Origin of the sequence: Roseomonas indoligenes, from assembly GCF_017813365.1 — a bacterium.
GTDB lineage: Bacteria > Pseudomonadota > Alphaproteobacteria > Acetobacterales > Acetobacteraceae > Roseomonas > Roseomonas indoligenes.
The window spans coordinates 231,454-254,723 of record NZ_JAGIZA010000006.1; the positions used below are offsets into that span (position 1 = coordinate 231,454).

Sequence of the window (23,270 nt, forward strand, 5' to 3'; positions counted from 1 at the left end):
GCGGCTTCGCGTCGTCGTCGGCCGGGGGTTTCTCAGCCCGCGGCGAGGTGCAGGACGACGGTGAAGTGGCAGGCGGCGGCGGCCAGGACGAAGGCGTGCCAGATGGCGGTGCTGTAGGGGATGCGCTCCGCGACGTGGAAGGCGGTGCCGGCGGTGTAGAGCAGGCCGCCGGCGGCGATGGCCGCGGTCTGCCAGGGTGGCATGGTCTGGAGCATCGTGGGGAGGGCGAGGACGCCCAGCCAGCCGAGGGCTAGGTAGGCGGCGAGGGCCGCGCGCTCATACCGGCCGGGGGCGATGAGCTTCAGGGCCATGCCGGGGAGGGCGCCGGCCCAGACGGCGGCGCAGAGGGTTGTGCCCCAGGTGCCGCCGATGCCGAGCAGGGCGACGGGGGTGTAGGTGCCGGCGATCATCAGGAAGATGGCCGCGTGGTCCAGGCGGCGGAGGATGTTCTTGCGCGGGCCTTCGGGCGCCGTGTTGTAGGCGGCGGAGCAGGCGAAGGTGGCGACCAGGCCGAGGATGTAGAGGCCGGTGGCGAGGGACGCGCCGGGGCTCGGGGCCGTGAGGAGGGTGTGGAGGAGCAGGATGGTGCCGGCGAGCACGGCGAGGAGGCCGAGCGCGTGGACGGCGGCGTCCGCGCGGCGTTCGGCCGGTGATACGGTTCGCGGGAGGGCCGGGATGGCCTCGGCGGTTGCCCCGGGCGTCACGGCAGCGGCGGTGGGCTCAGCTCTCGCTCGGCCAAGTGCGGCTGGCGAGGGTGGTGGCGCTGGCGCGCATCTCGCTCTCACGGACGACGCGCTCGTGGCCGTCATGGCCGCTCTTCACGCGGTACTCGCGGTCCATGGAATCGTTCGGGAGGAGGCGGGTGATCGTGTAGCGACCGTGGGCTTCACGCGGGGAGAAGTGGCGGGGGATGAGCTCGACGTCCTCGCCGATGCGGAACCTGTGCTGCTGCTGCATGGGGTGGTTCCTTGCCGGGCCCCTGCAGACCTCGATCGGGGCCGGCGCGTGTTGGCCGGCGGCTCGGGGGCGGGGAACCGGTGAACGGGGTGAGGGGCGGCCGGGGTTGGCCGCCCTTCCTTCCGGCGGGCCGTGGCCCTGCCGATGCGCCCGGGGTCTGTGCCCCGGGCGGAGCCTCAGCTCAGGCGACCTTCAGGTTGCCGGCAGAGACCTTGCCCTGCTGCCCTCGCTGCAGGTCGTACTCGAGCTTGTCGCCCTCGCGCGGCTCGGCGATGCCGGCGGCCTGGACGTCGGAGATGTGGAGGAAGACGTCCTTGGAGCCGTCATCCGGCTGGATGAAGCCGTAGCCCTTGGTCGCGTTGAACCACTTGATGGTGCCTGTGGCCATGGTAGGTGTTCCGTTCATGCTAAAACACCGGTGGGCAACGTGCACACCGGATCGAGCTTCGAGAGAGACGGACACCGAGCTCGGCGCTCGGAAGAGCAAGGAGAGCAGGCCGGCACGACGAGACTGACCCAGCCAAGATGGGCTGCGCGGCCACGAGTTGCAAGGTCTTACCGGATTTTCGCTTCTGTTCGCTTCACGGCACGGGCTTCGCTAGCCTTTTGCACAGGGCCAGGAACATGGCCGCGGGAAGGCTGGGCGCACGCATCCGAACAACGGGACAGGGATGCTGCTGCGATGATGCGTGGAGTTCGGGCCGCCCTTGGGGCGGCGGTTCTGGGGCTGGCGATGGGCGGCGCGGCCTGGGCGCAGCCGGCAGCGGATACGATGGGCGCCATCCGCGCGCGCGGCACTGTGATCTGCGGCGTGGCCGGGGGTGTTGCGGGATTCAGCCTGCCGGACAGCCAGGGGGTGATGCGTGGGCTGGACGCGGATGGCTGTCGCATCGTGGCGGCGGCGATCCTGGGGGATGCGAGCAAGGTCCGGTTCATCAACACGACGACACAGAGCCGGTTCACGGCGTTGCAGAGCGGCGAGGTGGACATGCTCGTGCGGAACACGACCTGGACGCTGGGGCGGGAGGCGGCGCTCGGGCTCGAGTTCGCGAGCATCAATTTCTATGACGGCACCGGCTTCATGGTGAAGAAGGCGTCAGGCGTGACCTCGGTGAAGGGGTTGGACGGGGCGACGGTCTGCGTGCAGCCCGGGAGCACGACGGAGCTGAACCTGACGGATTATTTCCGGGCCAACGGGCTGCGGTTCTCACCGCTGGTGATCGAGAATCTTGAGGAACTGCGGGCAGCGTTCATCAACGGGCGGTGCGACGCTTTCACGACGGATGCATCCTCCCTCGCATCCTTCCGCTTCGCGCAGGGGGCGAATGCCGATCAGTACCTGCTGCTGCCGGAGATCATCTCCAAGGAGCCGCTGGGGACGATGGTGCGGAAGGGGGACTGGAAGTTCTTCGACATCGTGCGCTGGGCGCATTTCGCGCAGCTGACGGCGGAGGAGCTGGGGATCGACAGCCGGAACATCGAGAGCTTCCGGGGCAGCGCCAATCCGGAGATCCAGCGCTTCATGGGCGCGACGGGGGATCTGGGGAAGGCGCTGGGGGTGAATCCGGACTGGGCGGTGCAGATCATCCGGCAGGTCGGGAATTTTGCGGAGATGTGGGACCGCAACATCACGCCGATGGGGGTGCAGCGCGGGATCAACAATCTCTGGACCCGTGGCGGGCTGCAATACGCGCCGCCGATGCGGTGATGGGTTATGGGGGAAGGCGACTGGCGCCTTCCCCCACGGAGCGGAGGGCGGTCCCTTCCGCTCGGGGAGGCCTGGCCGCGTGGGGGCGCGGTGTCAGGCTTCCCACTCGCTGTGCCGCCGCAGGGCGGTGGTGAGGAGGATGGCGGCGAGGCCGAGGATGGCGGCCGTTGCCGCGGGGCGCTTCGTGGCCTTCACGTAGAGGCTGCTGCTGCGGAGCAGGTGCGGCTCGTGCGTGCCGCGTTCATGGCCGCCATAGCCGGCCTGGAAGAGGGCACGGGCGGGATCGCCGGAGGAGCGGCGGGTTCGGGACTGGTGGGAGGTGTACATCAGCCGCTTCATCAGCCAGTCCGTGAAATGAGGGAACAGGAAGCCGATGAGGGCGGCGGCCTTCGCCTGCGAGCCGACATACATGTCGCGCTTGGGGTGGGCGGCGCACCAGAGGATGGCTTCCGCCACGGCTTCCGGCGGATAGATCATGCCGCGGTGGACGGGCTGCATCGGCATGTAGTTGCCGGCGTGCTCGTTGTAGGGCGTGTCGATGCGGCCGGGATGGATGAGGGAGACGGAGACGGGCCAGCCGTGGTGCTCGATCTCGGTCCGCATCGCTTCGGTGAAGCCGTGCACGGCGAACTTGGCGGATGAGTAGGTGGACTGCACCGCGGGCGCGCGGTCCCCGAAGAAGCTGCCGGTCTGGATGATGGCGCCCGGGCTGCCGCGTTCCCGGTAATGGCGCAGGGCGGCAAGGGAGCCGTAGACGAGGCCCCAGTAGACCGTGTCGAACATGCGGTGCCAGGCGTCCATGGGGACGTTCCAGGTCTCGCCGAAGATCGAGATGCCGGCGTTGTTCACCCAGGTGTCGAAGTGGCCGAACTCACGGATCGTGGTTTCCGCGAGGTTGCGGATGTCGTCCTCCTTGCCGACGTCGCAGACGACGTGGAGCGCGCGGCCGCCCTGCGCGCGGATCTCCTGCGCGAGGTTGCGCAGCGCCTCCTCATTCCGGGCGGCGACGACGACGGTGGCGCCTTCCCTTGCCGCCATGCGTGCCGTGGCGAGGCCGATGCCGCTGCTGGCGCCGGTGATGACGACGACCTGTTCGGACAGAGGCTTGAGTCGGGGCTGCATGCGCTCTCTCCGTTGCAGGGGGGCATGTAAGCCGTGGCGGCGGAGCGGCGCCTTGGCGCATGTGAATCGCGCACGCATGCGTGTTCGGATCGCGCGGGCATGCGTGCCGCGATGCGTGCACTCGGTGGAACGAATGTCGCGCTGGGATGTTCTTCGTGCCGACTAGCCGAGGAGCGGCGCATGTTCCCTTTTCATATGTTGCCCGCAGCAATGATCGCGGTGGCCGGGGCGGTGCTGGGAGGGTGCTCGGCACCCGCCGAACTCGGGAGCCGGGACCGCGCGATGGTGGCCGGGCGGACCTATGTCGTGACGGGGGCTTCCAGCGGGTTCGGGCGCGGCACGGCGGAGCGGCTGGGAACCTATGGCGCGAATGTCGTGCTGGCGGCGCGGCGCGGGGCGGTGCTGGAGCAGGTGGCGGCGCAGGTGCGCGCCAATGGCGGGCAGGCGCTGGTGGTGCCGACCGATGTGAGCGACCCGGCGCAGGTGGAGGCGCTGGCGCAGGCGGCGCTGGGCGGGTTCGGGGCGATCGACGTGTGGATCAACGACGCGGCGGTGGCCTCCATCGGGCGGTTCGAGGAGATCCCGATTGCGGACCATGCGCGGATGGTGGACGTGAACCTGAAGGGGGCGATCTACGGCTCCCACGTCGCGCTGCGGCAGTTCCGGCGGCAGGGGCACGGGGTGCTGGTGAACATTTCCTCCGTCGAGGGAGATGTGCCGCTGGCCTATCACGCGACCTATGCGGCGACGAAGCACGCGATGCTCGGGCTGGATGGCGCGATCCGGCAGGAACTGCGGCTGGGCGGGCTGGACCGGGCGATCCGGGTGGCGACGATCCAGCCCTGGGCGGTGGACACGCCCTACTGGGTGCATGCCGGGAACTACACGGGGCGGCAGGCGCAGGCGGGGTTGATGGACGATCCGGCCCAGGTGGTGGACGCGATCGTGTGGAATTCGGTCCACCCCAACGGGCCGTACCAGGTGGGGTGGAAGTCCCAGGCGGCGGTGCTGGGGGACCGGATCGCGCCGAGGCTGACGGAGCGGATCGCCGGGGGGTTCATCCAGCGCACGCAGATGGAGGATGCGCCGCCGGGGCCGATCACCTCGGGGAACCTGCACCAGCCGATGGCGGAGGGGACGGGGGTCGAGGGCGGCATCCGCGCGCGGATGGACGCGCAGGAGCGGCGGTAGGCTCGCGGCGGGGCCGCGAGCCTTCGCCCGTCAGGCGGCGCCCTGGGCTTCGACGTAGAGGGCGTAGAGCGAGTGGGAACTGGTCATGTAGAGGCGGTTGCCCTTGGCGCCGCCGAAGCAGAGGTTGGGGCAGCGCTCGGGCAGGCGGATATGGGCGAGGCGCTTGCCTTCCGGGCTGAAGACCATGACGCCGTCCAACTCCTCGGGCTTGCCGCGGAGATTGTAGACGGGGCGGCCGTTCACCGTGGTGGGCTGGGCTTCGAGGTTGCCGTCGCTGCCGTAGCCGACCCAGAGGTTGCCGTCCTTGTCGACCTTGAAGCCGTCGAGCGCGGCGGAGTCGGTGGCGTCGATGAGCTTGACGCGGTTGGAGAGCGTGCCGTCCGCACCGACATCGTAGGCGAAGATGGAGCGCGCGGGGGCGGGGTTGCGGCCGACGACGTAGAGCTTCTTCTCGTCCGGCGAGAAGGCGAGGCCATTGGGCAGGACGAGGTCGGTGATGACGGCCGTGATCTTCCCGTCCGGCGCCAGGCGATAGACGTTGGTGGTGGGCTGTTCCGGCGCGGCCTTGAAGCCTTCCCAGTCGCCGAGGATGCCGAAGGTGGGGTCGGTGAACCAGATGCTGTCGTCGGACTTCACCACGATATCGTTCGGGGCGTTGAGGCGCTTGCCCTCGTACTTGTCCGCGAGGACGGTGATGGAGCCGTCCTTCTCCGTGCGGGTGACGCGGCGGGTAACGGAGTGCTCGCAGGTCACGAGGCGGCCCTGGCGGTCGCGGGTGTTGCCGTTGGAATAGTTCGCGGGGCTGCGGAAGACGGTGCAGGAGCCGTCCTTCTCGCTGAACTTCATGATGCGGTTGTTCGGGATGTCGCTGAAGAGGAGGTAGCCGCCGTCCTCCGGGAACCAGGCGGGGCCTTCGGCCCAGCGGAAGCCCGTGGCGAGTTGCTCCACCGTGCTGCTGTAGAGGCGGTACTTCGCGAAGCTGGGGTCCAGGATCTGGACCGCCGGGTCGGGGTAGCGCTGGTTCGGGGTGAAGGGGAAGGACTGGGCGGCTGCCGCGAGGGGGGCAAGCGCCGGGGCGGCGGCCGCGGCCGTTCCGGCGGCGCGCAGCAGGGCGCGACGGGTGGTGTTCATTCCTGGGTTCCTCCTGCGCGCACCGGTGCCGGGCGCGGACCGTTGCCATGATGGCCACGGTCCGAGCGGGGGTGGCAAGGGCGCGGGCGCGTCGGCGGATGCGAGGTCCTGGCGCCCGACGAGGTCAGGGGACCGGAGGGCCCGGCCATCGGCGACGCTGGTGACGGGCCTGTATTCGCGCCTGCTACCCGCCTCTGGATCAGTTCCGCCCATACAGCCTAAGGGGAGGGATGACAGGGCGGGCGTGATGACAGCGGACACGGATTTCGAGATTTTCCTTTCGGCCCCGCCTGGGCTTGAGGACCTGCTGGCCGAGGAGGTCGGCGGGAAGGGGTTCAAGCGGCCGAAGGCGGTGCCGGGCGGCGTGGTGACCCGGGGCGGGTGGCCGGAGGTATGGCGGGCCAACCTTTGGATCCGTGGGGCCGGGCGGGTGCTGGCGCGGGTGGACGGGTTCCGCGCGGTGCATCTGGCGCAGCTGGATACGCTGGCGCGGCGGGTGCGGTGGGGCGACGTGCTGCGGCGGGACGTGCCCTTCCGCGTGGAGGCGTCCTGCGCGGGGTCGAAGATCTATCACAGCGGGGCGACGGCGGAGCGGTTCGAGCGGGCGATCCGGGAGACGCTGGGGGCGGTGCCGGGCGAGGACGGCGTGCTGGTGATGGTGCGGATCGAGAACGACTTCTGCACGGTCAGCGTCGATACCTCCGGTGAGCCGCTGCACAAGCGCGGCTACAAGGAGGCGGTGAACGCGGCGCCGATGCGGGAGACGATGGCGGCGCTGTTCCTGCGGGGATGCGGCTACGAGGGGAACGAGCCGGTGCTGGATCCGATGTGCGGGTCCGGCACCTTCGTGATCGAGGCGGCGGAGATCGCGGCGCGGCTGAATCCCGGGCGTGCCCGGGCATTTGCCTTCGAGCGGCTTGCCAGTTTCGACGCCGAGGCCTGGGAGCGGATGCGCGAGGTGAGGAGCGCGCGCGTGCCTGCTTTCCGGTTCCACGGGAGCGACCGGGATGCGGGGGCAGTGGCGATGAGCCTGGCGAATGCGGCCCGGGCCGGGGTGGAGGGGTTCTGCGCCTTCCGGCGGGCTTCGATCAGCGAGGTGATGCCCCCGGACGGGCCGCCGGGGCTGGTGATCGTCAATCCGCCCTATGGGTCGCGGCTGGGGGACAAGGGGAAGCTGCTACCGCTGTACCAGGCCTTCGGGCAGGTGATGCTGGAGCGCTTCGCGGGGTGGCGCGTGGGGATGGTGGCGAACGAGGCGCGGCTGGCGAGGGCCACCGGGCTGCCCTTCCTGCCGGCCGGGGCGCCGGTGCCGCATGGCGGGCTGCGGGTAACGCTGTACCGGACGGCGGTGCTGGGGTGAGGGGCGCTGCTCAGGACGGCGGGCAGTTGCGGGGCCAGGGGCCGGCGTAGCGGTTCAGGGTCCAGGTGGTGATCGCCTCGGCATCGGGGTGGCCCGCGCGGATGGAGGAGCGGTCGATGCCGTTCTCGTCCGTCCACATGCGCGTGGTGACGGGGCCGGGGGCGAAGAGGCGGCCTTGCAGGCGGAGGGTGTCGCCGGTGCGGCTGCCGGTGAGGGGGCCGAGATGGACCTCCTGTGCGACCTCGGGCGGTGGGGTCGGGCTGAAGCGGATCCGGGACTCGTCGTTGTCCGGGACCGAGGCGGTGATGCGGTAGAGGCGGAGGGTGCCGCGCTCGTCGCAGGTGGCGGCCTGGCCGGTGGGGTAGGGGCCGCAGCCCGTGCCGCTGCGGCAGCCGCTGTTGCGCGTGCTCATCCGCAGTTGGAGCCAGATGCGGAGGGGGCGGCCGGTGGGGGTGGTGGCGGTGCCGGCCCAATCGCCGGTGAGGGTGCCTTCCGCCGAGAAGGGGTTGCCCCAGGGATGGGTCAGGCGGTCCAGGTACCAGGGCAGGCCGGCGATGAGGATGACGGCGAGGACGGCGAGTAGGCGGACGGGGAGGGGGTAGCGGCGGGGGGCGGGCATGGCGCTCTCCTTCCGGAGGGCACCATGCCAGCGTGTTCAGGCCGAAACGAGGGTTTCGGCGAGGGAGGTGAAGAGGGGGAGGCCGTCCTCGCCGCCCATGAGGGGGTCCACCAGGTCCTCGGGGTGCGGCATCAGGCCGAGGATGCGGAGGTTGGGGGAGAGGATGCCGGCGATGTCGCGGGCGGCGCCGTTGCGGTTCCGGTCGGCGTAGCGGAAGGCGACGAGGCCCTCGCCCTCCAGGCGGTCCAGGGTCTCGTCCTCGGCGAAGTAGTTGCCGTCTCCGTGTGCCATGGGGGCGCGGAAGGTGGCGCCCTTCTGCCAGCGGGCGGTGAAGGGGGTGCCGGCGCGCTCCACCCGGAGGACGCAGTCCATGGAGAGGAAGCGGAGGCCGGCGTTGCGCAGCAGGGCGCCGGGGAGGAGGCCGGCCTCGCAGAGGATCTGGAAGCCGTTGCAGACGCCGAGGACGTGGCCGCCCTTGGCCGCGAAGTCGCGCACGGCGGGCATGATGGGGGACTGGGCGGCCATGGCGCCGCAGCGCAGGTAGTCGCCGTGGGAGAAGCCGCCGGGGAGGACGACGAGGTCCGTGCCGGTCGGCAGCTCGGTCTCCCGGTGGAAGGTGATGGAGGGCTTGCGGCCGGTCGCCTTCTGCAGGGCGATGGCCATGTCGCGCTCCCGGTTCGTGCCGGGGAAGAGGAGGATGGTGGCGTTCATGGTTCGTGGAGGACCCTGAGCCAGTGGAGGCCGCCGAGGACGGCGATGGTGAGGAGGGCCGCGATGGCGGCGGCGGTGACCCAGCGGTCCAGGCCCACCTTGGCGCGGGCCATGAGGCCCAGGCGGGCGGGGGCGCGCCTGCCGCGGGGGAGAGGGGCCGCGGGGCGGGCGAGGGCCTTGCGGCGCTCCCGCCATGAGAGGAGCATCGAGATCAGGACCGTCAGGACGGTCATGATGAGGAGGCTGGCCTTGATCATGGCGCGGAGCCCGGGCGCCTCAGGCCAGTTCGACGCGGAAGGATTCGATGACCGTGTTGGCGAGGAGCTTGCGGGCCATGGCCTCGGCGGCGGCCTTCGCGGCCTCCGGGTCGGTCTCGGCGAGCTCCAGTTCGATCACCTTGCCCGTGCGGACTTCGCCGATACCCTCGAAGCCGAGGGTGCCGAGGGCGTGGGCGATGGCCTTGCCCTGGGGGTCGAGGACGCCGTTCTTCGGCATCACGTAGACCTTTGCCTTCATCACTGCATGAGCTCCGGGCCCTTGAGGTCGCGCACGCCGGCTTCGGGGAGGATGCCAAGACGGCGGGCGACCTCCTGGTAGCCCTCCTCGACCTTGCCGAGGTCGCGGCGGAAGCGGTCCTTGTCCATCTTCTCGCCGGTCTTGGTGTCCCAGAGGCGGCAATTGTCGGGGGAGATCTCGTCGGCGAGGACGATGCGCATCTCGTCGTTCTCGTAGAGGCGGCCGAACTCGAGCTTGAAGTCCACGAGGGAGATGCCGACGCCGAGAAAGAGGCCGGTGAGGAAGTCGTTCACGCGCAGCGCGAGGGCGACGATGTCGTCCAGGTCCTGGGTGGAGGCCCAGCCGAAGCAGGTGATGTGCTCCTCGGACACCATCGGGTCCTGCAGCTCGTCGTTCTTGTAGTAGTACTCGACGATGCTGCGGGGGAGGCGGGTGCCTTCCTGGATGCCCAGGCGCTTGGCGAGGCTGCCGGCGGCGATGTTCCGGATCACCACCTCCAGCGGGATGATCTCCACCTCGCGGATCAGCTGTTCCCGCATGTTCAGGCGGCGGATGAAGTGGGTGGGGACGCCAATCTCGGCGAGGCGCGTCATCAGGTGCTCGCTGATGCGGTTGTTCAGCACGCCCTTGCCGGTGATGACGCCCTTCTTCGCGCCGTTGCCGGCGGTGGCGTCGTCCTTGAAGTACTGGACCAGGGTGCCGGGCTCGGGGCCCTCGAAGAGGACCTTGGCTTTGCCTTCGTAGAGCTGCCGCCTGCGGGCCATGGTGGGGTTCCCGGAATCTCGTATGGCCGCCGGAATCGGCCTGTCGGCGGGCCCGCGGCGGCGAATGAGGGCTGCGTATAGCAGGGGGTGTGGGGCAGGGCCACCGCCGCGGGCGCATGGCCGGGGCGGGCTGTCCGGGGGTGTGGATGGCGGGCAACCCACGATTGCGTGACCGGAGCGGGTCAACGCCTGGCCTTCACCCGCGTTAAGCCCGGGCACGGCACGGCAAGAGACCGTGACGCATCAGAACTTCAGGGAGATTTCGCTATGCGCACGCGTATCGCCATCATCGCCGCGGCTCTGGCCACCACCGCCCTGGCCCCCCTCGCCATGGCCCAGAGCACCAGCAATCCGTCTTCCCCCAGCAATCCGCCGATGAGCATGGCGCCGGCCACGCAGCCCCCCGGCACCACCGCCGCGCCCGGCACCACCTCCGGCCCCGCCGCTTCCCAGTCCCGCGCCGGCACGGCCACGCAGGGCGCGCCGCTGGGCAGCACCGCCGGCACCACCCACACCCAGACGGGCGGGACCGCCGGCAACACGACGGGCCGGACCGATAACGGCCAGTCCGCCGTCCGGACGGACAATCACGGCAATGCGCCCGCGACCACGGCCACCCCGGCATCCGGCGCCAATTCCTTCACCGAGGGCCAGGCGCGCAGCCGGATCGAGGCCGCCGGCTTCACGGGCGTGCAGGACCTGAAGAAGGACGAGGCCGGCGTGTGGCGTGGCCGCGCGATGCGCGGTGGCCAGTCCGCCGATGTGGGCCTGGACTTCCAGGGGAATGTCGTGACCGGCGCAGCGCCGGCGCGCTGAGCGAACGCATCCGACTAAGCCCGACGACAACGACCAAAAGGAGAGTTCTATGACGATGCGGACCATTGCCCGACTTTACGACACCTATGCCGACGCGAGCTCCGCCGTGAACGCGCTTGAGGCCGCCGGCTTCTCCCGCGACGACGTCAGCATCGTGGCGCGGAACGGCGACAACGCCGCGACGACGGGCACGACCACTGACGCCGTGGACACCGATGACGCGGCGACCGGCGCTGGCACCGGCGCCACGATCGGCACCGTCCTCGGCGGCGGCGCGGGCGTGCTGGCGGGCATCGGCGCTTTGGCGATCCCGGGCGTCGGCCCGATCGTCGCGGCCGGCTGGCTGGTGGCGGCGCTGACGGGTGCGGGCGCGGGTGCCGCGACCGGCGGCCTGCTGGGCAGCCTGGTGGGCGCTGGCGTCGAGGAGCGCGACGCGCACGTGTATTCCGAGGGCCTGAACCGGGGCGGCAGCCTCGTGACAGTTCGCGCGGATGAGATGCGCGCCAGCGAGGCCGAGGCGATCCTGGCCCGCTACAACCCCGTGGACACGGCGGGCCGCGAGGCCGACTACCGCGCGGGTGGCTGGACGGGCTACGACCGCGGCATCGTGGCGGACTCGCCGGACGGCACGCCGGGCAACCCCCCGGGCACGATGCTGAGCCGCGGCGTGGACCAGGTGGCCGGCACCAACATCTCCGGCGCGCACCCGGAGAACGAGACGAGCCGCGCCGACAGCACGGCTTTCCCGAAGTCCTCCAGCTACGCGGCCGGGACGACCTCCGGCACGAACCCGCCGGGCACCGAGGCTACCCGCGCCTTCGACCGTGCGGCGGGGACCAACACCTCCGGCGCCTTCCCGTCCCAGTCGGACGGCACGCCCGCCAACCCGCCGGGCACGGCGGCCGGGCGCGCGGTGGACAAGACGCTGGGGACCAACACGACCGGCGCGAACCCGACGCACAAGAGCATCTGATCGCGGCTTCCGCGCTCGGGTGAGGATGGGGCGGCTCCTTCGGGGGCCGCCCTTTTCTTTCGTCGCGGTCCCCGCCCGTCAGGGGTTGAGCTTCCCACGGTGGGAAGCGGGAGAATGCCCGGGATGGATCGGGAGTTGGGGTGATGGCCGGACGCGCGGGTGTGGCGGGATGGCGGGCGGCGGGAATGCTCGGCCTTCTTCTCGCGGGGCCGGTTTCGAACGCGGCCCTGGCCATGGTTGGTGAGGGAGCGGACGAGGGCGTGGAGCCCGTGCTCTCTACCGATTACGCGGTAATGCCGGCGGGCGCTCTGGCGGCGCGGCTGAAGGCCGACCGCGACTACGTGGCGGGGATGAGGGCGCATCACGCGGGGGCGCTGACCATGTCGGAGGAATATCTGGCGGACCCGGCCGCGCGCAGCCCGGCGCTGCGCGTGCTGGCGCGGTCCATCATGCACAACCAGCGCTACGAGATCGCGCTGATGGACGAGGTGGCGCGGCGGTTGGCGGAGCCGGCGATGGTCGTGGGCGGGCTGGCCGTGCAGCCTTCCGCGACGGAAGGGCTGGCGATGCCGTTGCGGTACCAGCGCTACCCCGTTCCGGGTTTCCTGGAGCCGTTCAACCCGTCGGGCGGGGCGATGACGGTGCGGGACGTGCAGTTCGCCAAGGCTATGACGATCCACCACCAGGGCGCGCTGGACATGGCCCGCGCCTACCAGGCGGATCCGGCGGGGCGGAACACCTTCCTCGGCCTGCTCAACGTGGACATCATCACGGACCAGACGCAGGAGATTGCCCTGATGAACCGGGCTGTGGCCGCCTATCCCGGCGACGCGGCGGCGGTGGTCGTGCCGGCCTCCATGGTGCACGGGATGGATGGGATGGCGCATGGCGGGCATGGCGGGGCCGAGCAGGGCGGCGCGCATGCGGGGCATGGTGGCAGTTCGGGAATGGCGGCGCCGGCCGTTGCGGCGCCTCCTGTCGGGCGCGGGGCGCGCCATTCCGGGCATCACGCTCATTGAGGGTGGGTGCGGCTTGATCGCGAGCCGGGAGAGATCCTTCCGCTACCCGGACCGAGTGGGGCAGGGCGCCGATAGCAACGAGGCTTGCCGGCGCGGCTGGCTGCCGCCTTTTCTCTCCGCAGCGATCTGCGACGGGGAAAGAGCAGGGCAACCACCATGCTGCGCCGCAGTTGGGACCACTCCAGACCTGGGAGTACCGACTTGCCGATTGCGCGCATCGCGAAGGCCCTGATCCAGGGTGCAATCCGGCGCCAGCAGTACCGGGCGCTGGGCGCGATCGGCTTGCGCGGCTGGAAAATGGACCTCTTCCGGGCCGTGCGGGGCATGATAAAGGCCCGGAGGCGTGATGGTGGGCGTGATGCTGGGCGTGGCGCCAGGGCGGATCGGCCGAGAGGTCGGCGGGACACGGCCTGACGGCCATGCCGGCTTTCGGCACCGCAGGGATGTACGGAGTGAGCCCGCTGACCCGTCCTCTGACCCTGGCCATGGCTTTCCTCGCCCTTTCCGTCGGGGCCTGCACCGCGCCATCGCCGGATGTCGACGCGGCCGGCAAGTATCCCGACGAGCTCTATGCGGATGACGCCCGGGCCTCCGCCGATGCCATCGCGGCGGGCATGGAGAGGGCGCGGCGTGATCTGGCCCGGCGCGCGATCATGCGGATGTTCCGGGACGAGATGTCGCGGTAGCAGGGGCATTGTCCCGCTTCGTCTCGCCGGCCGCCCGTTGCCCTCATGGCCGCGGTCCACTGGAAGCATGCCGTCCTCTCCGGCATGGCCGGTCTCGTCGGCATCCTCCTGGGCCAGGCGCCCGATCAGGCCGGGAAAGGCGCGTAGGGCGCAAGGTCCAGGGATGGCGGGCGGCCGAGGACGAGGTCGGCCAGTAGCGCGCCTGCGAGGGGGCCCAGGGTGAGGCCGCTGGGGCCGAGGGCGTTGCCGATCGTCAGGCCTTCCCAGCCCGGGGCGCGGCCGAGCTGGGGGGCGAGGTCGGGGCCGGCGGGGCGGAGGCCGATGCGGAACTCCAGCAGGGTGGCGTTGGCGAGGCCGGGGGCGAGGGCGAGGGCGTTGTCCAGCACCTCCTTCGCGCCGGCGGCCGTGAGGCGGGGGTCGAAGCCGGAGCCGGTCTCGCGCGTGGCGCCGGCGACGATGCGGGAGCCCTCGAAGGCCAGCATGTAGTGGCCGGACTGGGGGAGGAGGACGGGCCAGGCGGCGGTGTCCTGCCCCTGCAGGTGGAAATGGGCGATCTGGCCCCGCTGCGGCTGGACGTTGAGGCCGAGGTTCAGGGCGGAGAGGAGCGGCGGGGCCCAGGCGCCGGCGCAGAGGAGGACCTCGTCCGCTTCCAGCCGGGCGTCGGGGGTGAGGACGCCGGTGACGCGGCCGCCGGTGGTGACGAGGTCCAGGGCAGGGTCGGCGATGCGGCGGGCGCCGTGGCGCTCGGCGTCGCGCAGGAGGGCGGCGGCGAGGCGGCGGCCGTCCACGCGGGCGCCGCCGGTGAGATGGAGGGCCGGCAGGTCCGGGTTCAGAGCGGGGAAGAGGGCGCGGGCCTCCTGCGGGGCCAGGCGGGAGAGGGTCCCGGCCTCCGGCGCGTCGGGCAGGCGGGCGAGGATGCGGGCCTCGGCGGCTTCCAGCGTGCCGTCGGGGCCGGGGAGGACGAGGGCGCCGCTGCGGCGGTATCCGGTATCCGTCTCGCCTCCGGCCGCGAGGGCCTCGATCAGGGTGGGGTAGTGGCGCGCGGCGGCGGTGGCGAAGCCGTACCAGCCGGGATCGGTGCGGGCGGAGGGCCAGGGGCAGACGATGCCGGCCCCGGCGGCGGTGGCCCGGCCCTCCAGGAGAGGGTCGAGCACCGTGACCTCCGCGCCGGCGCGGGCGAGGTGGAAGGCGGCGTTGGCGCCGAGGATCCCGGCCCCGATGACGATGACCCGCATGCCGGAAGACTCCCTGCCGTTCCCCGGCAGGGTGGCCGGGGCCGCGCGGGTTGGGAAGGTCAGCGGCGGCGGGGGCGGGGCGCGACCTCGATCCGGACCGGCTGTTCCGCGCAGCGGCGGAGGACGGTGCCGGGGGTGACGCCGCGGCTGGCCAGGGCAGGGGGGATGGTGCCGGAGAGGCGCATGCTGCCGTCCGTCTGGCCCTCGAGGATGCGGGCCGGGCCGCCGCCGGCGGGGAAGAGGTAGAAGCGCTGCTCGTCCGCGAAGATGGCGTAGCGGGTTTCGCCGGAGACAGGACGGTTGCCGAAGTAGAGGCCGCCGCCGATCCAGGTGGCGGTGGGGGCGCCGCAGTCCGAGACGGCGTAGCGGGCGTTCAGCGCGGCGGGGAAGCGGGGCAGCCAGACCGTGTCCGGGGGCGGCGCGGTGGGCGGTTCGGCGGGCGGGGGCTGGGTGGGTGGCGCCCCCGTGGGCTGCGGCGCGGGCGGCAGGACGAGGGCGGCGGTTCGGGCATCGAGGAAGCCGGTGGCGGGCAGGCCGGCCCCGCGCTGGAGGGTGGCGATCACCTCTCGCCGGGCCTCCGGGGCCGCGGGGAGGCGCGATTCAAGGGCGGCCTGGGCGTCCGGGTCGCGCTCCGCCTCCTCCCGCGCGGGAGGCTGGAGCCAGCGGAGGAGGTCTTCGCGCTTGGCGGCGGTGGCACGGGCGATACAGGCGGCGTCGGCGGTGCCGCCGGGGCGGCACTGGGTCTCGAGGAAGGCCTGGAAGGCGCGGGCGTCGGCCTCCAGGCCCGGGCGCTGGGCGGGGTGCAACTGGTGGCGGAGTGCCTCGTAGGCTCCGGCGCGGCGGCGGTCCGAGGCGCGGGCGGCGGGGTCCGAGCAGAGCGCGGCCGCCACCGTGCCGGCGGCGGGTGCGGGATTGCAGGTCGCGGGCGCGCCGGGCTGAGACTGGTCGGGCTGGGGCTGGGCGGGGGCCTGCGCGAGGGCGGGAGTGCATGCGGCCGCGAACGCCACCAGCGCGGCGGCGGGAAGGGAACGCGGCGGAGGGATCACGCGCGGAGTTTCCGGGCGGTGGCCTTCCGGGTCAAGCGTCTCGGTCAAGCGTGCGCGGATGCAGGCCTGGGGCGCACGGGGCCGGGCGGCCCCGTGCGGCCATGCGAGGCCCCTAGTAGCGGTAGTAGGCGCCCGGCGGCGGGGGCGGCGGCACGTAGTAGCGCGGCGGCGGGGGCGCGTAATAGACCGGCGGCGGCGGGTAGCCGCGCCAGCGGCGGTAGTAGCGCGGCGGGGGCGGCGGCGCGTAGTAGCGCGGCGGAGCGTAGTAGTATTGCACGGGCTGCAGCAGCGCGGCGGTGCCGGCATCGGCCACCGGGGGCGACAGGGTATTGGCCGCCTGGAGCGTCATGGCATCGGCTGCCCCTGGCGCCAGGGCCAGGGCACCCGCCACGGCCGCCGCCGCGAGGGCGGCGCGGAGCGTGCCGCGCCGGCCGGTGCTGGTGGTGGACGGGATCATGGCTGAGGACCTCCTCCGTTAGCCGGCGGACCGGCCGGGGACGCCCGAGAGATGGGCGCCCATGTGGGCGGAACGGAGGCGGGGCGCTGCCGCATTGCGGCAGCGCGGATCAAGCTTCCGCGAACACCCGGGCGAGGGTGGCCCGGACATGGGTGAAGTCGCGCTGCGGGTCCATGACGCGGTCCAGTTCCTCCGGCACGATGAGGGCAGTGACCTGGGGGTCGGCGAGGAGGTTGTCGCGGAAGCTGCGGCCTTCCGGGGTGCCGAGCTTCTCCCAAGTGGCCATGGCGCTGCGCTGGACGGTGGCATAGGCGTCCTCGCGGCTCATGCCGGCCTGGGTGAGGGCGAGCAGCACCTTCTGGCTGTGGACCACGCCGCCGAGGCTTTCCAGGTTGGCCTCCATGCGGTCCGGGTAGATCGTCAGCTTTTCCATCATGCCGGCGGCGCGGGCGAGGGCGAAGTCGAGCGCGATGGTGGCGTCCGGGCCGATCACGCGCTCCACGGAGGAGTGGGAGATGTCGCGCTCGTGCCAGAGGGCGACGTTCTCCAGCGCGGGGGTGGCGTAGCCGCGCACGAGGCGGGCGAGGCCGGTGAGGTTCTCGGTCAGGACGGGGTTGCGCTTGTGGGGCATGGCCGAGGACCCCTTCTGGCCGGGGTGGAAGTATTCCTCGGCCTCGCGCACTTCGCTGCGCTGGAGGTGGCGGACCTCGACGGCCAGGCGCTCGATCGCGGAGGCGGTGACGGCGAGGGCGCAGAAGAAGGCGGCGTGGCGGTCGCGCGGGATGACCTGGGTGGAGATGGGCTCAGGGCGAAGGCCGAGCTTCTCCGCGACATAGGCCTCCACCCGCGGGTCCACGCTGGCGAAGGTGCCGACGGGGCCGGAGATGGCGCAGGTGGCCACCTCGTAGCGGGCGACGGTGAGGCGGGCGCGGCAGCGGGCGAATTCCGCCCAGTGGCCGGCGAGCTTAATGCCGAAGGTGGTCGGCTCCGCGTGGATTCCGTGGGAGCGGCCGATGGTGGGGGTGAGGGCGTGCTCCTCGGCGCGGGTGCGGAGCGCCGCGAGAAGGGCGTCCAGGTCCGCGATCAGCAGGTCGGCGGCCTTGACGAGCTGGAGGTTCAGGGTGGTGTCCAGCACGTCGGAACTGGTCATGCCCTGGTGCATGAAGCGGGCGTGCTCGCCCATGCCGGAGCCGTCCTCCCGCGTCTCGCCGAGCCAAGTGAGGAAGGCGATGACGTCGTGGCGCGTCACGCGCTCGATCTCGTCGATGCGCTCCAGGTCGGCGGGGGAGAGGGCGGCGATGCGGCGGTCGCCCTCGCGCCGGATGGCCTCGGCGGATTCGCGGGGGATGGTGCCGAGCCCGGCCATGGCCTCGGCGGCCAGGGCCTCAATCTCGAACAGGATGCGGAACCGGGTCTCGGGGGACCAGATCGCGGCCATCTGGGGGCGGGTGTAGCGCGGGACCATCGGTGAGCCTCCTCGGGGCAGGGGGGCGGTATCCGGGGGCGGGGATGGGGTCAAGCGCGGGATCGAGGGGCGCCGGGCCGCGCGGGTGGATCATGTGTTGCCGAATGATTGCCTATTCTTTATGTCCCGCGAACCGCCCCCGGGGAAACCCTGCCGGGTGTGGCAGGCCGCGAGGGCGCGGCCCGCGTGCCGCCTCCTGGGAGCCACCCTTGGGGCCGGCGCGCGATCATTCGTGGCCGGCGCCGCGCGGGCGTGCGGTGGGGAGGCGCTTCGCGCATGGGTGCGGATTGGTTCATCGCTCTGGGGCAGGTCTTGCTGATCGACCTGGTTCTGGCGGGCGACAACGCGATCGTGGTGGGCATGGCCGCGGCCGGCCTGCCGGCCGAGCAGAAGCGCAAGGCGATCCTCTACGGCATCGGCGCGGCGACGCTGATGCGGATCGGATTTGCGGCCGTCACGACCCAGCTTCTGGCCATTGTCGGGCTGACGCTGATGGGCGGTCTGCTGCTGCTCTGGGTCTGCTGGAAGATGTTCCGCGAGCTGCGGCACTCCCACGAGCAGAACGAGGGGACGCATGCCCTGTCCGGCGACGCGGTGGGGGCGCCGCAGAAGACGCTGCGGCAGGCGATCTGGCAGATCCTGATCGCCGACGTATCCATGAGCCTGGACAACGTGCTGGCGGTGGCCGGCGCCGCGAAGGAGCACCTGGACGTGCTCGTCGTCGGCCTGGCCATCTCCGTGGTGCTGATGGGCGTGGCGGCCACCTTCATCGCGCGGCTGCTGGAACGGCACCGCTGGATCGCCTGGGTCGGGCTGCTGGTCATCCTCTACGTTGCCGGCGACATGATCTGGGATGGCTGGCATGACGTCGGCCACTGGTGGACCACGGGGGCGCGGCCACCCTCGGCCGGCCACTGAGCGGGGAAAACTCCTCGCCGACATGACGACGGGGTTAAGGCCCTGTCATGTATCCAGGAAGCGCCGTCCGGGGGACCGGGCGGCGCTTTCTCGTTTCCGGAGCGGCGTTTAGGGTCCGCGCGCGGGCGGGGCCCGGGCATGCGCCCGGGGCAAGGCCCTTCCCCCGATCACCGGCCCTGCGGCGCATCCTCCCGCGCCCGGGTCACAGCGGAGACTTTCATGGAAGCGATCACCTCGGCAGTGCCGGAACTGCTGCAGATCATGTGGCTCAACATCATCCTCTCCGGCGACAACGCGGTGGTGATCGGGCTGGCGGCGGCCGGGCTGCCGGAGAGCCAGCGCAACAAGGCGGTGATGTTCGGCATCGTCGCGGCGGCGGTGCTGCGGATCATCTTCTCCGTCATCGCGCAGCAGCTGCTGGCGCTGTGGTGGATCGACATCGTGGGCGGCCTGGCGCTGCTCTACATCGCCGTCAACTTCCTGCTGGAGCTCCGCAAGGGGCAGAAGGAGGAGGACGCCGAGGGGCATTCCCACCACGACAAGTCGCTGATGGCGGCGCTGTGGCAGATCGTGATCGCCGACGTTTCCATGAGCCTGGACAACGTGCTGGCGGTGGCCGCCGTGGCCCGGGACAACCTGACCCTGCTGATCATCGGCCTCGTGGTCTCCATCGTCATGATGGGCATCCTCGGCGGGCTGCTGGCCCGGCTGCTGGATCGCTACAAGTGGATCGCCTATCTGGGCGTGGCGCTGATCGCCTGGATCGGCGTGAAGCTGCTTTGGGAAGGGCTGGTGATTGCCGATACGACTCTGGGTCTCGGGCTCGGGCTTCCCGCGCCGGCCGGGCATTAAGGGCACGATCACGGGCGGGGCGGGCGTGAGCCGCCTCGTTCCCATGCTGGCGCTGGCGGCCCTTGCCGGCTGCGCCACCCCCGAGGAGGACGAGGCCGCGGTGCAGCGCGCGCGGCCGGCCGTGGAGGCCGTGCTGGCCCGGCTTCCGGCCGCGGCCGCCGGCTTCGAGCGGGACGCGGTGCAGGACGTGGCGCAGGGCGACCCGGCTTCCGGCAAGGTGGTGGAATATGTCACCCCCCGCCGCGTGGCCGTGGCCTACGTGTTCCTCTACGATCTCGGCCAGCCCCGCGTGACGGCCGCCGAATTGCCGCCGGAGGTGGAGCGCGCCGTCTCAGAGGCGACGGCGCTGCCCTCCGACCGGACCGGGCGGCAACTCTCCGTGGCGCAGCGCTACACCGTGCCGGCCCGTGGCGGCGACCTCTCCTGCGCGGCGCTGGAAGGGAGCTTCGGCCGCACGCGCGTGGAGCGGCAGGTCTGCGTGGGCGTGGCGGACGGGCGCTTCCTGCGGGTGCAGGTGACGATGCCCAGCAACGCGGCACCCTCGGCGGACTCGCGGGCCTTCGCGGCGGCCGTGGCCGGCGCGGCGCGGGGTAGCTGACCGGGCTGGCCCGGCTTTTCTGACCGGCCGACGATCTGTCCCGGGGGGAGGAAGAAGAGTTCTTCCTCTCCCCGTTGCCGTTCAGAGCGGTGCTACGAACCCGACATCGCCCAGTTTTCTGTCATGGCTGGGCTGGCCTTGCGGCCCCGAGACCGGCCCGGGAGCCTCAACCGACGGCTTCGGCTATCCCAGGCAGCGCAGGAACAGCACCGAGGGATTTACCGTCTCCCCGACCTCGGCAGCCGTGCGGGTCGGACCGCTGGTGGCCACGCGGGGCTGGATCCGGTTCTCCCGCAGGAAGGCCAGGGCCTGTTCGGCCTTGACGGCGAAGTTGACGTTCTGGGGGATGTCGCCGGTGCGCTGGGCCACGCGCTGGGCGTTGAGCTTGCTGGTGATGATGCCCACCACGTTGCCGGCAAGGTCCAGCAACGGGCCTCCGGAGTTGCCGGGCTGCACGGGGGCGCTGATCTGGAAGTGGGCGCGGTTGTCGGAGAGACCGGCCAGCGCCGAGATATCGCCCGTGGTGAGGGTGGGACCGGAGGCGAGCATGCCGGCCAGCGGGAAGCCGTAGGTGATCACCGATTCGCCGCGCCGGATATCCGGGGCGTTGCGGAAGGTGAGGGGCGGGCCCGCATTCTCCCGCAGGTCGAGGATGGCCAGGTCGCGGCCGCTGTCACGGGCGCGAACGGTGGCGGTGATCTCCCGCCCCTCCGCGTTGCGGGCGCGGACGGAGCGGCATTCCCGGACCACGTGGTCGTTGGTGAGGGCCTGGCGGTCGCCGATGATGAATCCGGTGCCGGAGGAGACCTCCCGCGCGTTGGGCGGCGGGGCGTTCCGGGGATCGAGCGGCGGGGGCTTGCCATCGGGGCCCGGCCTGCCGGCGGGCGGGGTGCCCGGTTGGGCGCGCGCGTCAGGGCGCGAGGGAGGGCCGGGCCGCCGCGGGGCCGGGTCGGGCATGTCGTAGAGCGGGGGCGGCTTCCCCGAGGAGTCGGGCTCGGCCGCGCCGGCGCCACCGAGCGGCGGGGGCTTGCCGCTCTGCGCGTCGGCGGTTGGGGAGGCCAGCAGCAGGGCTGCGGCCAGGGGGGTAGCCAGGAGGCCGGAGCGGATCGCGGCGAGGGGGGCGCGCATAATGGAAGGGTGGGGTTGGTGCGGCGGGCGGTCAATCGCCGCGTTTCAGAGAAGGTTCTCGCGCCGAAAGGAGAGGTGACGGCCATTGCCGATGATGAGGTGGTCGTGAAGGAGAATGCCGAGGGTGGCGGCGGCCTGCCGGACCTCCGCCGTCATCTGGATGTCGGCGCGGGAGGGGGTTGGATCGCCCGAGGGGTGGTTGTGGACGAGGATCAGGGCAGTGGCCCCGAGCTCCAGCGCGCGCTTGACGACCTCACGCGGGTAGACGGGCGTGTGGTTGACGGTGCCGCGGGCCTGGGGTTCGTCCGCCAGGAGGCGGTTCCGGCTGTCCAGGAAGATGATGCGGAACTGTTCCACCGGCTCATGCGCCAGGGCGGCGGTGAGATAGGCGATGAGGCGTTCCCAGTTGTTGAGCACGGGCTGTTCCCGCGCTTCCTGCACCAGCAGCCGGAGGGCGGCGGCGCGGGCGAGGCGGAGAGCGGCGATGGCGGCCTCTCCGATCCCCTCCACGCCGCGCAGCTCGTGCTCCGGCGCGTTGCAGGCGCGGGCGAAGCTGCCAAAGCGGGCCATGAGGCGCTTGGCATGCGGCTTCGTGTCCACGCGGGGGAGCGCGAGGAAAAGGAGCATCTCCAGCAGCTCGTAATCCGCCAGGGCGTCGGGGCCGGCGCGGAGCAGCTTTTCCCGCAGGCGCTTGCGGTGACCTTCGGGGCCGGGGGGAGGGGCGGGCTCGGCGGAACGGGGAGGCGACGGGGCAGGGGCGCTGGCTTGGTCGGGCGCAAGGTCGAGCAGGGTGGAGAAAACGGGACTCGCTTCCTCCATGCCGCGCCGCGTGCCCAAGAACGCCTCCTGCACTCCGTATCTTGTGAAGATGGGCGCGGTGCCGCGGGAAGTCCATGCGGCCCGCGCTCCGATTTCCGCGCGCCGCATTTCCCGTTCGGTTAGGTGCCTTGGTCAGGTACTTCGGTCAGGCACGGTAGCGCTGCGCCGCGTGCTCCTGGCGGAAGCCGGGCTGCATGGACCGGCGGGCGGCCTCGAAGGCCGTCCAGGCGGATTCGTCCTGCAGGGGCGGGATGGTGACGGGCTCGCGCCGGTCGAAGCCGACCAGGGCGGCGTCCACCAGCTCGTTCACGTCCATGACGCCGGGAATCTGGGCCAGGTCCATCGCCGCGCGGGACCAGATCTCCGTGCGGGTGGCGGCGGGAAGAACGGCCTGCACATAGAGGCCGGTGGTACCGAACTCTGCCTGGAGGGCCTGGGAGAAGGTGAGGATGTAGGCCTTCGTGGCGGGGTAGATGCCCTGCATCAGCTCCGGCGCCAGGGCGAGGACGGAGGCGATGTTGACGATGGCGCCGCCGCCTTGCGCCACGAGGCGGGGAAGCGCGGCGCGGGCGAGGCGGGTGGGGGCGGTGATGTTGAGCTGGATCAGGGCCTGCTGCCGATCGGCATCCGTGCTTCCGAAGCCGCCGGGAAGGGCGGCGCCAGCATTGTTCACGAGGAGGGTGACGGCGGCGTCCTCGCGCAGGCGGTCCTCGACGATGCGGAGGGCGGCGGGGTCGGTAAGGTCGGCGGGGAGGACCTCCACCTTTCGGCCGGTTTCGGCCCGGAGGCGGGTGGCGAGGGTTTCCAGGCGGGCGGCGTCGCGGGCGACCAGGACCAGGTCGTGGCCTCGGTGCGCGAGTCGGTCGGCATAGGTGGCGCCGATGCCGGAGGAGGCGCCGGTGATCAGGGCGGTGGACATGGGGTGAGCCTTTCGGGGCTGGGTGGCGTGGTGCCGTTGCAGCAGGGTCGGCCTGCAGCGGCTTGGCTTTTCGTCGCGCGATCCGCGGCGACGGACGGGGCTGTCCGCCGCCGCGAGATGACCGTCGTCCCTGGCCAATGGATTATACTCGTCATCTATATCGTCAAGAGCCGCTTGGAGCCGGGGGCCGACTGCGGACGCGGCCGATGGCCGGTTTCGGGGAAAGTGTCTCTCCAGGCGCAAAAGCGATAAACTTTTGT

General features: G+C 71.7%; 27 protein-coding genes. 10 read left to right on the forward strand and 17 right to left on the reverse strand.

What is annotated here, in order from left to right:
* Positions 1 to 32: 32 nt before the first annotated feature.
* From trhA to J5Y10_RS12700, 3 genes are all read right to left on the reverse strand, one after another.
* Positions 33 to 704: a PAQR family membrane homeostasis protein TrhA gene (trhA, locus tag J5Y10_RS12690; protein WP_342452906.1), complete on the reverse strand. Its 672-nt coding sequence runs from the start codon at positions 702 to 704 to the stop codon at positions 33 to 35.
* Positions 705 to 720: 16 nt separating this feature from the next.
* Positions 721 to 957, reverse strand: coding sequence for a hypothetical protein (locus tag J5Y10_RS12695; RefSeq protein WP_209374051.1), 237 nt, complete (start codon positions 955 to 957; stop codon positions 721 to 723).
* A 181-nt stretch (positions 958 to 1,138) separates the two neighbouring features.
* Positions 1,139 to 1,345 (reverse strand): cold-shock protein, encoded by a 207-nt coding sequence (locus J5Y10_RS12700; RefSeq protein ID WP_209374053.1) that lies wholly within the window; start codon positions 1,343 to 1,345, stop codon positions 1,139 to 1,141.
* Between the two features lie 297 nt (positions 1,346 to 1,642).
* Between J5Y10_RS12700 and J5Y10_RS12705 the strand changes: the two genes are divergently transcribed.
* Positions 1,643 to 2,665, forward strand: a complete 1,023-nt coding sequence (locus J5Y10_RS12705) for an amino acid ABC transporter substrate-binding protein (protein ID WP_209374168.1) — start codon at positions 1,643 to 1,645, stop codon at positions 2,663 to 2,665.
* A 93-nt stretch (positions 2,666 to 2,758) separates the two neighbouring features.
* On the opposite strand, the gene J5Y10_RS12710 is transcribed toward J5Y10_RS12705, so the two are convergent.
* Positions 2,759 to 3,787 carry an SDR family oxidoreductase gene (locus J5Y10_RS12710; protein ID WP_209374054.1) on the reverse strand — a complete coding sequence of 343 codons (1,029 nt, stop codon included), beginning with the start codon at positions 3,785 to 3,787 and terminating at the stop codon, positions 2,759 to 2,761.
* 180 nt (positions 3,788 to 3,967) lie between these two features.
* On the opposite strand from J5Y10_RS12710, the gene J5Y10_RS12715 reads away from it, so the two are divergent.
* A complete protein-coding gene (locus J5Y10_RS12715; RefSeq protein WP_209374055.1) occupies positions 3,968 to 4,978 on the forward strand; it encodes an SDR family NAD(P)-dependent oxidoreductase in 1,011 nt (336 codons plus the stop codon).
* A gap of 30 nt (positions 4,979 to 5,008) precedes the next feature.
* Here the strand turns inward: J5Y10_RS12715 and J5Y10_RS12720 are convergent, their stop codons facing one another.
* Positions 5,009 to 6,109 (reverse strand): SMP-30/gluconolactonase/LRE family protein, encoded by a 1,101-nt coding sequence (locus J5Y10_RS12720; RefSeq protein WP_209374056.1) that lies wholly within the window; start codon positions 6,107 to 6,109, stop codon positions 5,009 to 5,011.
* A gap of 247 nt (positions 6,110 to 6,356) precedes the next feature.
* Here J5Y10_RS12720 and J5Y10_RS12725 point away from each other — a divergent pair, with 247 nt between their 5' ends.
* Positions 6,357 to 7,469 (forward strand): THUMP domain-containing class I SAM-dependent RNA methyltransferase, encoded by a 1,113-nt coding sequence (locus J5Y10_RS12725; RefSeq protein WP_209374057.1) that lies wholly within the window; start codon positions 6,357 to 6,359, stop codon positions 7,467 to 7,469.
* Positions 7,470 to 7,479: 10 nt separating this feature from the next.
* Here J5Y10_RS12725 and J5Y10_RS12730 read toward each other — a convergent pair whose 3' ends face one another.
* The 5 genes from J5Y10_RS12730 to purC are packed head-to-tail and all read right to left on the reverse strand — an operon-like array spanning position 7,480 to position 10,079.
* Positions 7,480 to 8,088 (reverse strand): hypothetical protein, encoded by a 609-nt coding sequence (locus tag J5Y10_RS12730; RefSeq protein WP_209374058.1) that lies wholly within the window; start codon positions 8,086 to 8,088, stop codon positions 7,480 to 7,482.
* A 36-nt stretch (positions 8,089 to 8,124) separates the two neighbouring features.
* Positions 8,125 to 8,799, reverse strand: coding sequence for a phosphoribosylformylglycinamidine synthase subunit PurQ (gene purQ, locus J5Y10_RS12735; protein WP_209374059.1), 675 nt, complete (start codon positions 8,797 to 8,799; stop codon positions 8,125 to 8,127).
* Positions 8,796 to 9,056 carry a hypothetical protein gene (locus tag J5Y10_RS12740; protein WP_209374060.1) on the reverse strand — a complete coding sequence of 87 codons (261 nt, stop codon included), beginning with the start codon at positions 9,054 to 9,056 and terminating at the stop codon, positions 8,796 to 8,798. Before J5Y10_RS12740 ends, purQ begins: the two co-directional genes overlap by 4 nt.
* A gap of 19 nt (positions 9,057 to 9,075) precedes the next feature.
* A complete protein-coding gene (gene purS, locus J5Y10_RS12745) occupies positions 9,076 to 9,315 on the reverse strand; it encodes a phosphoribosylformylglycinamidine synthase subunit PurS (RefSeq protein WP_209374061.1) in 240 nt (79 codons plus the stop codon).
* Positions 9,315 to 10,079, reverse strand: coding sequence for a phosphoribosylaminoimidazolesuccinocarboxamide synthase (gene purC, locus J5Y10_RS12750; protein WP_209374064.1), 765 nt, complete (start codon positions 10,077 to 10,079; stop codon positions 9,315 to 9,317). The genes purS and purC overlap by 1 nt, the downstream gene beginning before the upstream one ends.
* A gap of 267 nt (positions 10,080 to 10,346) precedes the next feature.
* Here purC and J5Y10_RS12755 point away from each other — a divergent pair, with 267 nt between their 5' ends.
* From J5Y10_RS12755 to J5Y10_RS12770, 4 genes are all read left to right on the forward strand, one after another.
* Positions 10,347 to 10,895 carry a hypothetical protein gene (locus tag J5Y10_RS12755; protein ID WP_209374066.1) on the forward strand — a complete coding sequence of 183 codons (549 nt, stop codon included), beginning with the start codon at positions 10,347 to 10,349 and terminating at the stop codon, positions 10,893 to 10,895.
* Between the two features lie 49 nt (positions 10,896 to 10,944).
* Positions 10,945 to 11,868, forward strand: coding sequence for a general stress protein (locus J5Y10_RS12760; protein WP_209374068.1), 924 nt, complete (start codon positions 10,945 to 10,947; stop codon positions 11,866 to 11,868).
* Between the two features lie 143 nt (positions 11,869 to 12,011).
* Positions 12,012 to 12,887: a DUF305 domain-containing protein gene (locus J5Y10_RS12765; RefSeq protein ID WP_209374070.1), complete on the forward strand. Its 876-nt coding sequence runs from the start codon at positions 12,012 to 12,014 to the stop codon at positions 12,885 to 12,887.
* 452 nt (positions 12,888 to 13,339) lie between these two features.
* Positions 13,340 to 13,573: a hypothetical protein gene (locus J5Y10_RS12770; protein WP_209374071.1), complete on the forward strand. Its 234-nt coding sequence runs from the start codon at positions 13,340 to 13,342 to the stop codon at positions 13,571 to 13,573.
* A gap of 125 nt (positions 13,574 to 13,698) precedes the next feature.
* On the opposite strand, the gene J5Y10_RS12775 is transcribed toward J5Y10_RS12770, so the two are convergent.
* The 4 genes from J5Y10_RS12775 to purB all read right to left on the reverse strand — a co-directional run bounded on the left by J5Y10_RS12775 (position 13,699) and on the right by purB (position 17,776).
* Positions 13,699 to 14,808: an NAD(P)/FAD-dependent oxidoreductase gene (locus J5Y10_RS12775; RefSeq protein WP_209374072.1), complete on the reverse strand. Its 1,110-nt coding sequence runs from the start codon at positions 14,806 to 14,808 to the stop codon at positions 13,699 to 13,701.
* A gap of 59 nt (positions 14,809 to 14,867) precedes the next feature.
* Positions 14,868 to 15,854, reverse strand: a complete 987-nt coding sequence (locus J5Y10_RS12780) for a lysozyme inhibitor LprI family protein (RefSeq protein ID WP_209374073.1) — start codon at positions 15,852 to 15,854, stop codon at positions 14,868 to 14,870.
* A 112-nt stretch (positions 15,855 to 15,966) separates the two neighbouring features.
* On the reverse strand, positions 15,967 to 16,311 hold the full coding sequence (locus J5Y10_RS12785) for a hypothetical protein (RefSeq protein ID WP_209374074.1): 345 nt from the start codon (positions 16,309 to 16,311) through the stop codon (positions 15,967 to 15,969).
* 109 nt (positions 16,312 to 16,420) lie between these two features.
* Positions 16,421 to 17,776 (reverse strand): adenylosuccinate lyase, encoded by a 1,356-nt coding sequence (purB, locus tag J5Y10_RS12790; protein WP_209374075.1) that lies wholly within the window; start codon positions 17,774 to 17,776, stop codon positions 16,421 to 16,423.
* Positions 17,777 to 18,052: 276 nt separating this feature from the next.
* Here purB and J5Y10_RS12795 point away from each other — a divergent pair, with 276 nt between their 5' ends.
* The 3 genes from J5Y10_RS12795 to J5Y10_RS12805 all read left to right on the forward strand — a co-directional run bounded on the left by J5Y10_RS12795 (position 18,053) and on the right by J5Y10_RS12805 (position 20,144).
* Entirely contained in the window at positions 18,053 to 18,694 is a 642-nt protein-coding gene (locus tag J5Y10_RS12795) for a TerC family protein (protein WP_209374077.1), read from the forward strand.
* 219 nt (positions 18,695 to 18,913) lie between these two features.
* A complete protein-coding gene (locus tag J5Y10_RS12800; protein WP_209374079.1) occupies positions 18,914 to 19,546 on the forward strand; it encodes a TerC family protein in 633 nt (210 codons plus the stop codon).
* The gene (locus J5Y10_RS12805; protein WP_209374081.1) at positions 19,491 to 20,144 is read left to right on the forward strand and encodes a hypothetical protein; all 654 of its coding nucleotides are present in this window, start codon (positions 19,491 to 19,493) and stop codon (positions 20,142 to 20,144) included. The genes J5Y10_RS12800 and J5Y10_RS12805 overlap by 56 nt, the downstream gene beginning before the upstream one ends.
* A 183-nt stretch (positions 20,145 to 20,327) precedes the next feature.
* Here the strand turns inward: J5Y10_RS12805 and J5Y10_RS12810 are convergent, their stop codons facing one another.
* From J5Y10_RS12810 to J5Y10_RS12820, 3 genes are all read right to left on the reverse strand, one after another.
* Positions 20,328 to 21,272, reverse strand: a complete 945-nt coding sequence (locus J5Y10_RS12810; protein ID WP_209374083.1) for a S1C family serine protease — start codon at positions 21,270 to 21,272, stop codon at positions 20,328 to 20,330.
* Between the two features lie 45 nt (positions 21,273 to 21,317).
* A complete protein-coding gene (gene radC / locus J5Y10_RS12815; RefSeq protein ID WP_245214626.1) occupies positions 21,318 to 22,109 on the reverse strand; it encodes a RadC family protein in 792 nt (263 codons plus the stop codon).
* A 127-nt stretch (positions 22,110 to 22,236) separates the two neighbouring features.
* The gene (locus J5Y10_RS12820; RefSeq protein WP_209374085.1) at positions 22,237 to 23,010 is read right to left on the reverse strand and encodes an SDR family NAD(P)-dependent oxidoreductase; all 774 of its coding nucleotides are present in this window, start codon (positions 23,008 to 23,010) and stop codon (positions 22,237 to 22,239) included.
* Positions 23,011 to 23,270: the final 260 nt, after the last annotated feature.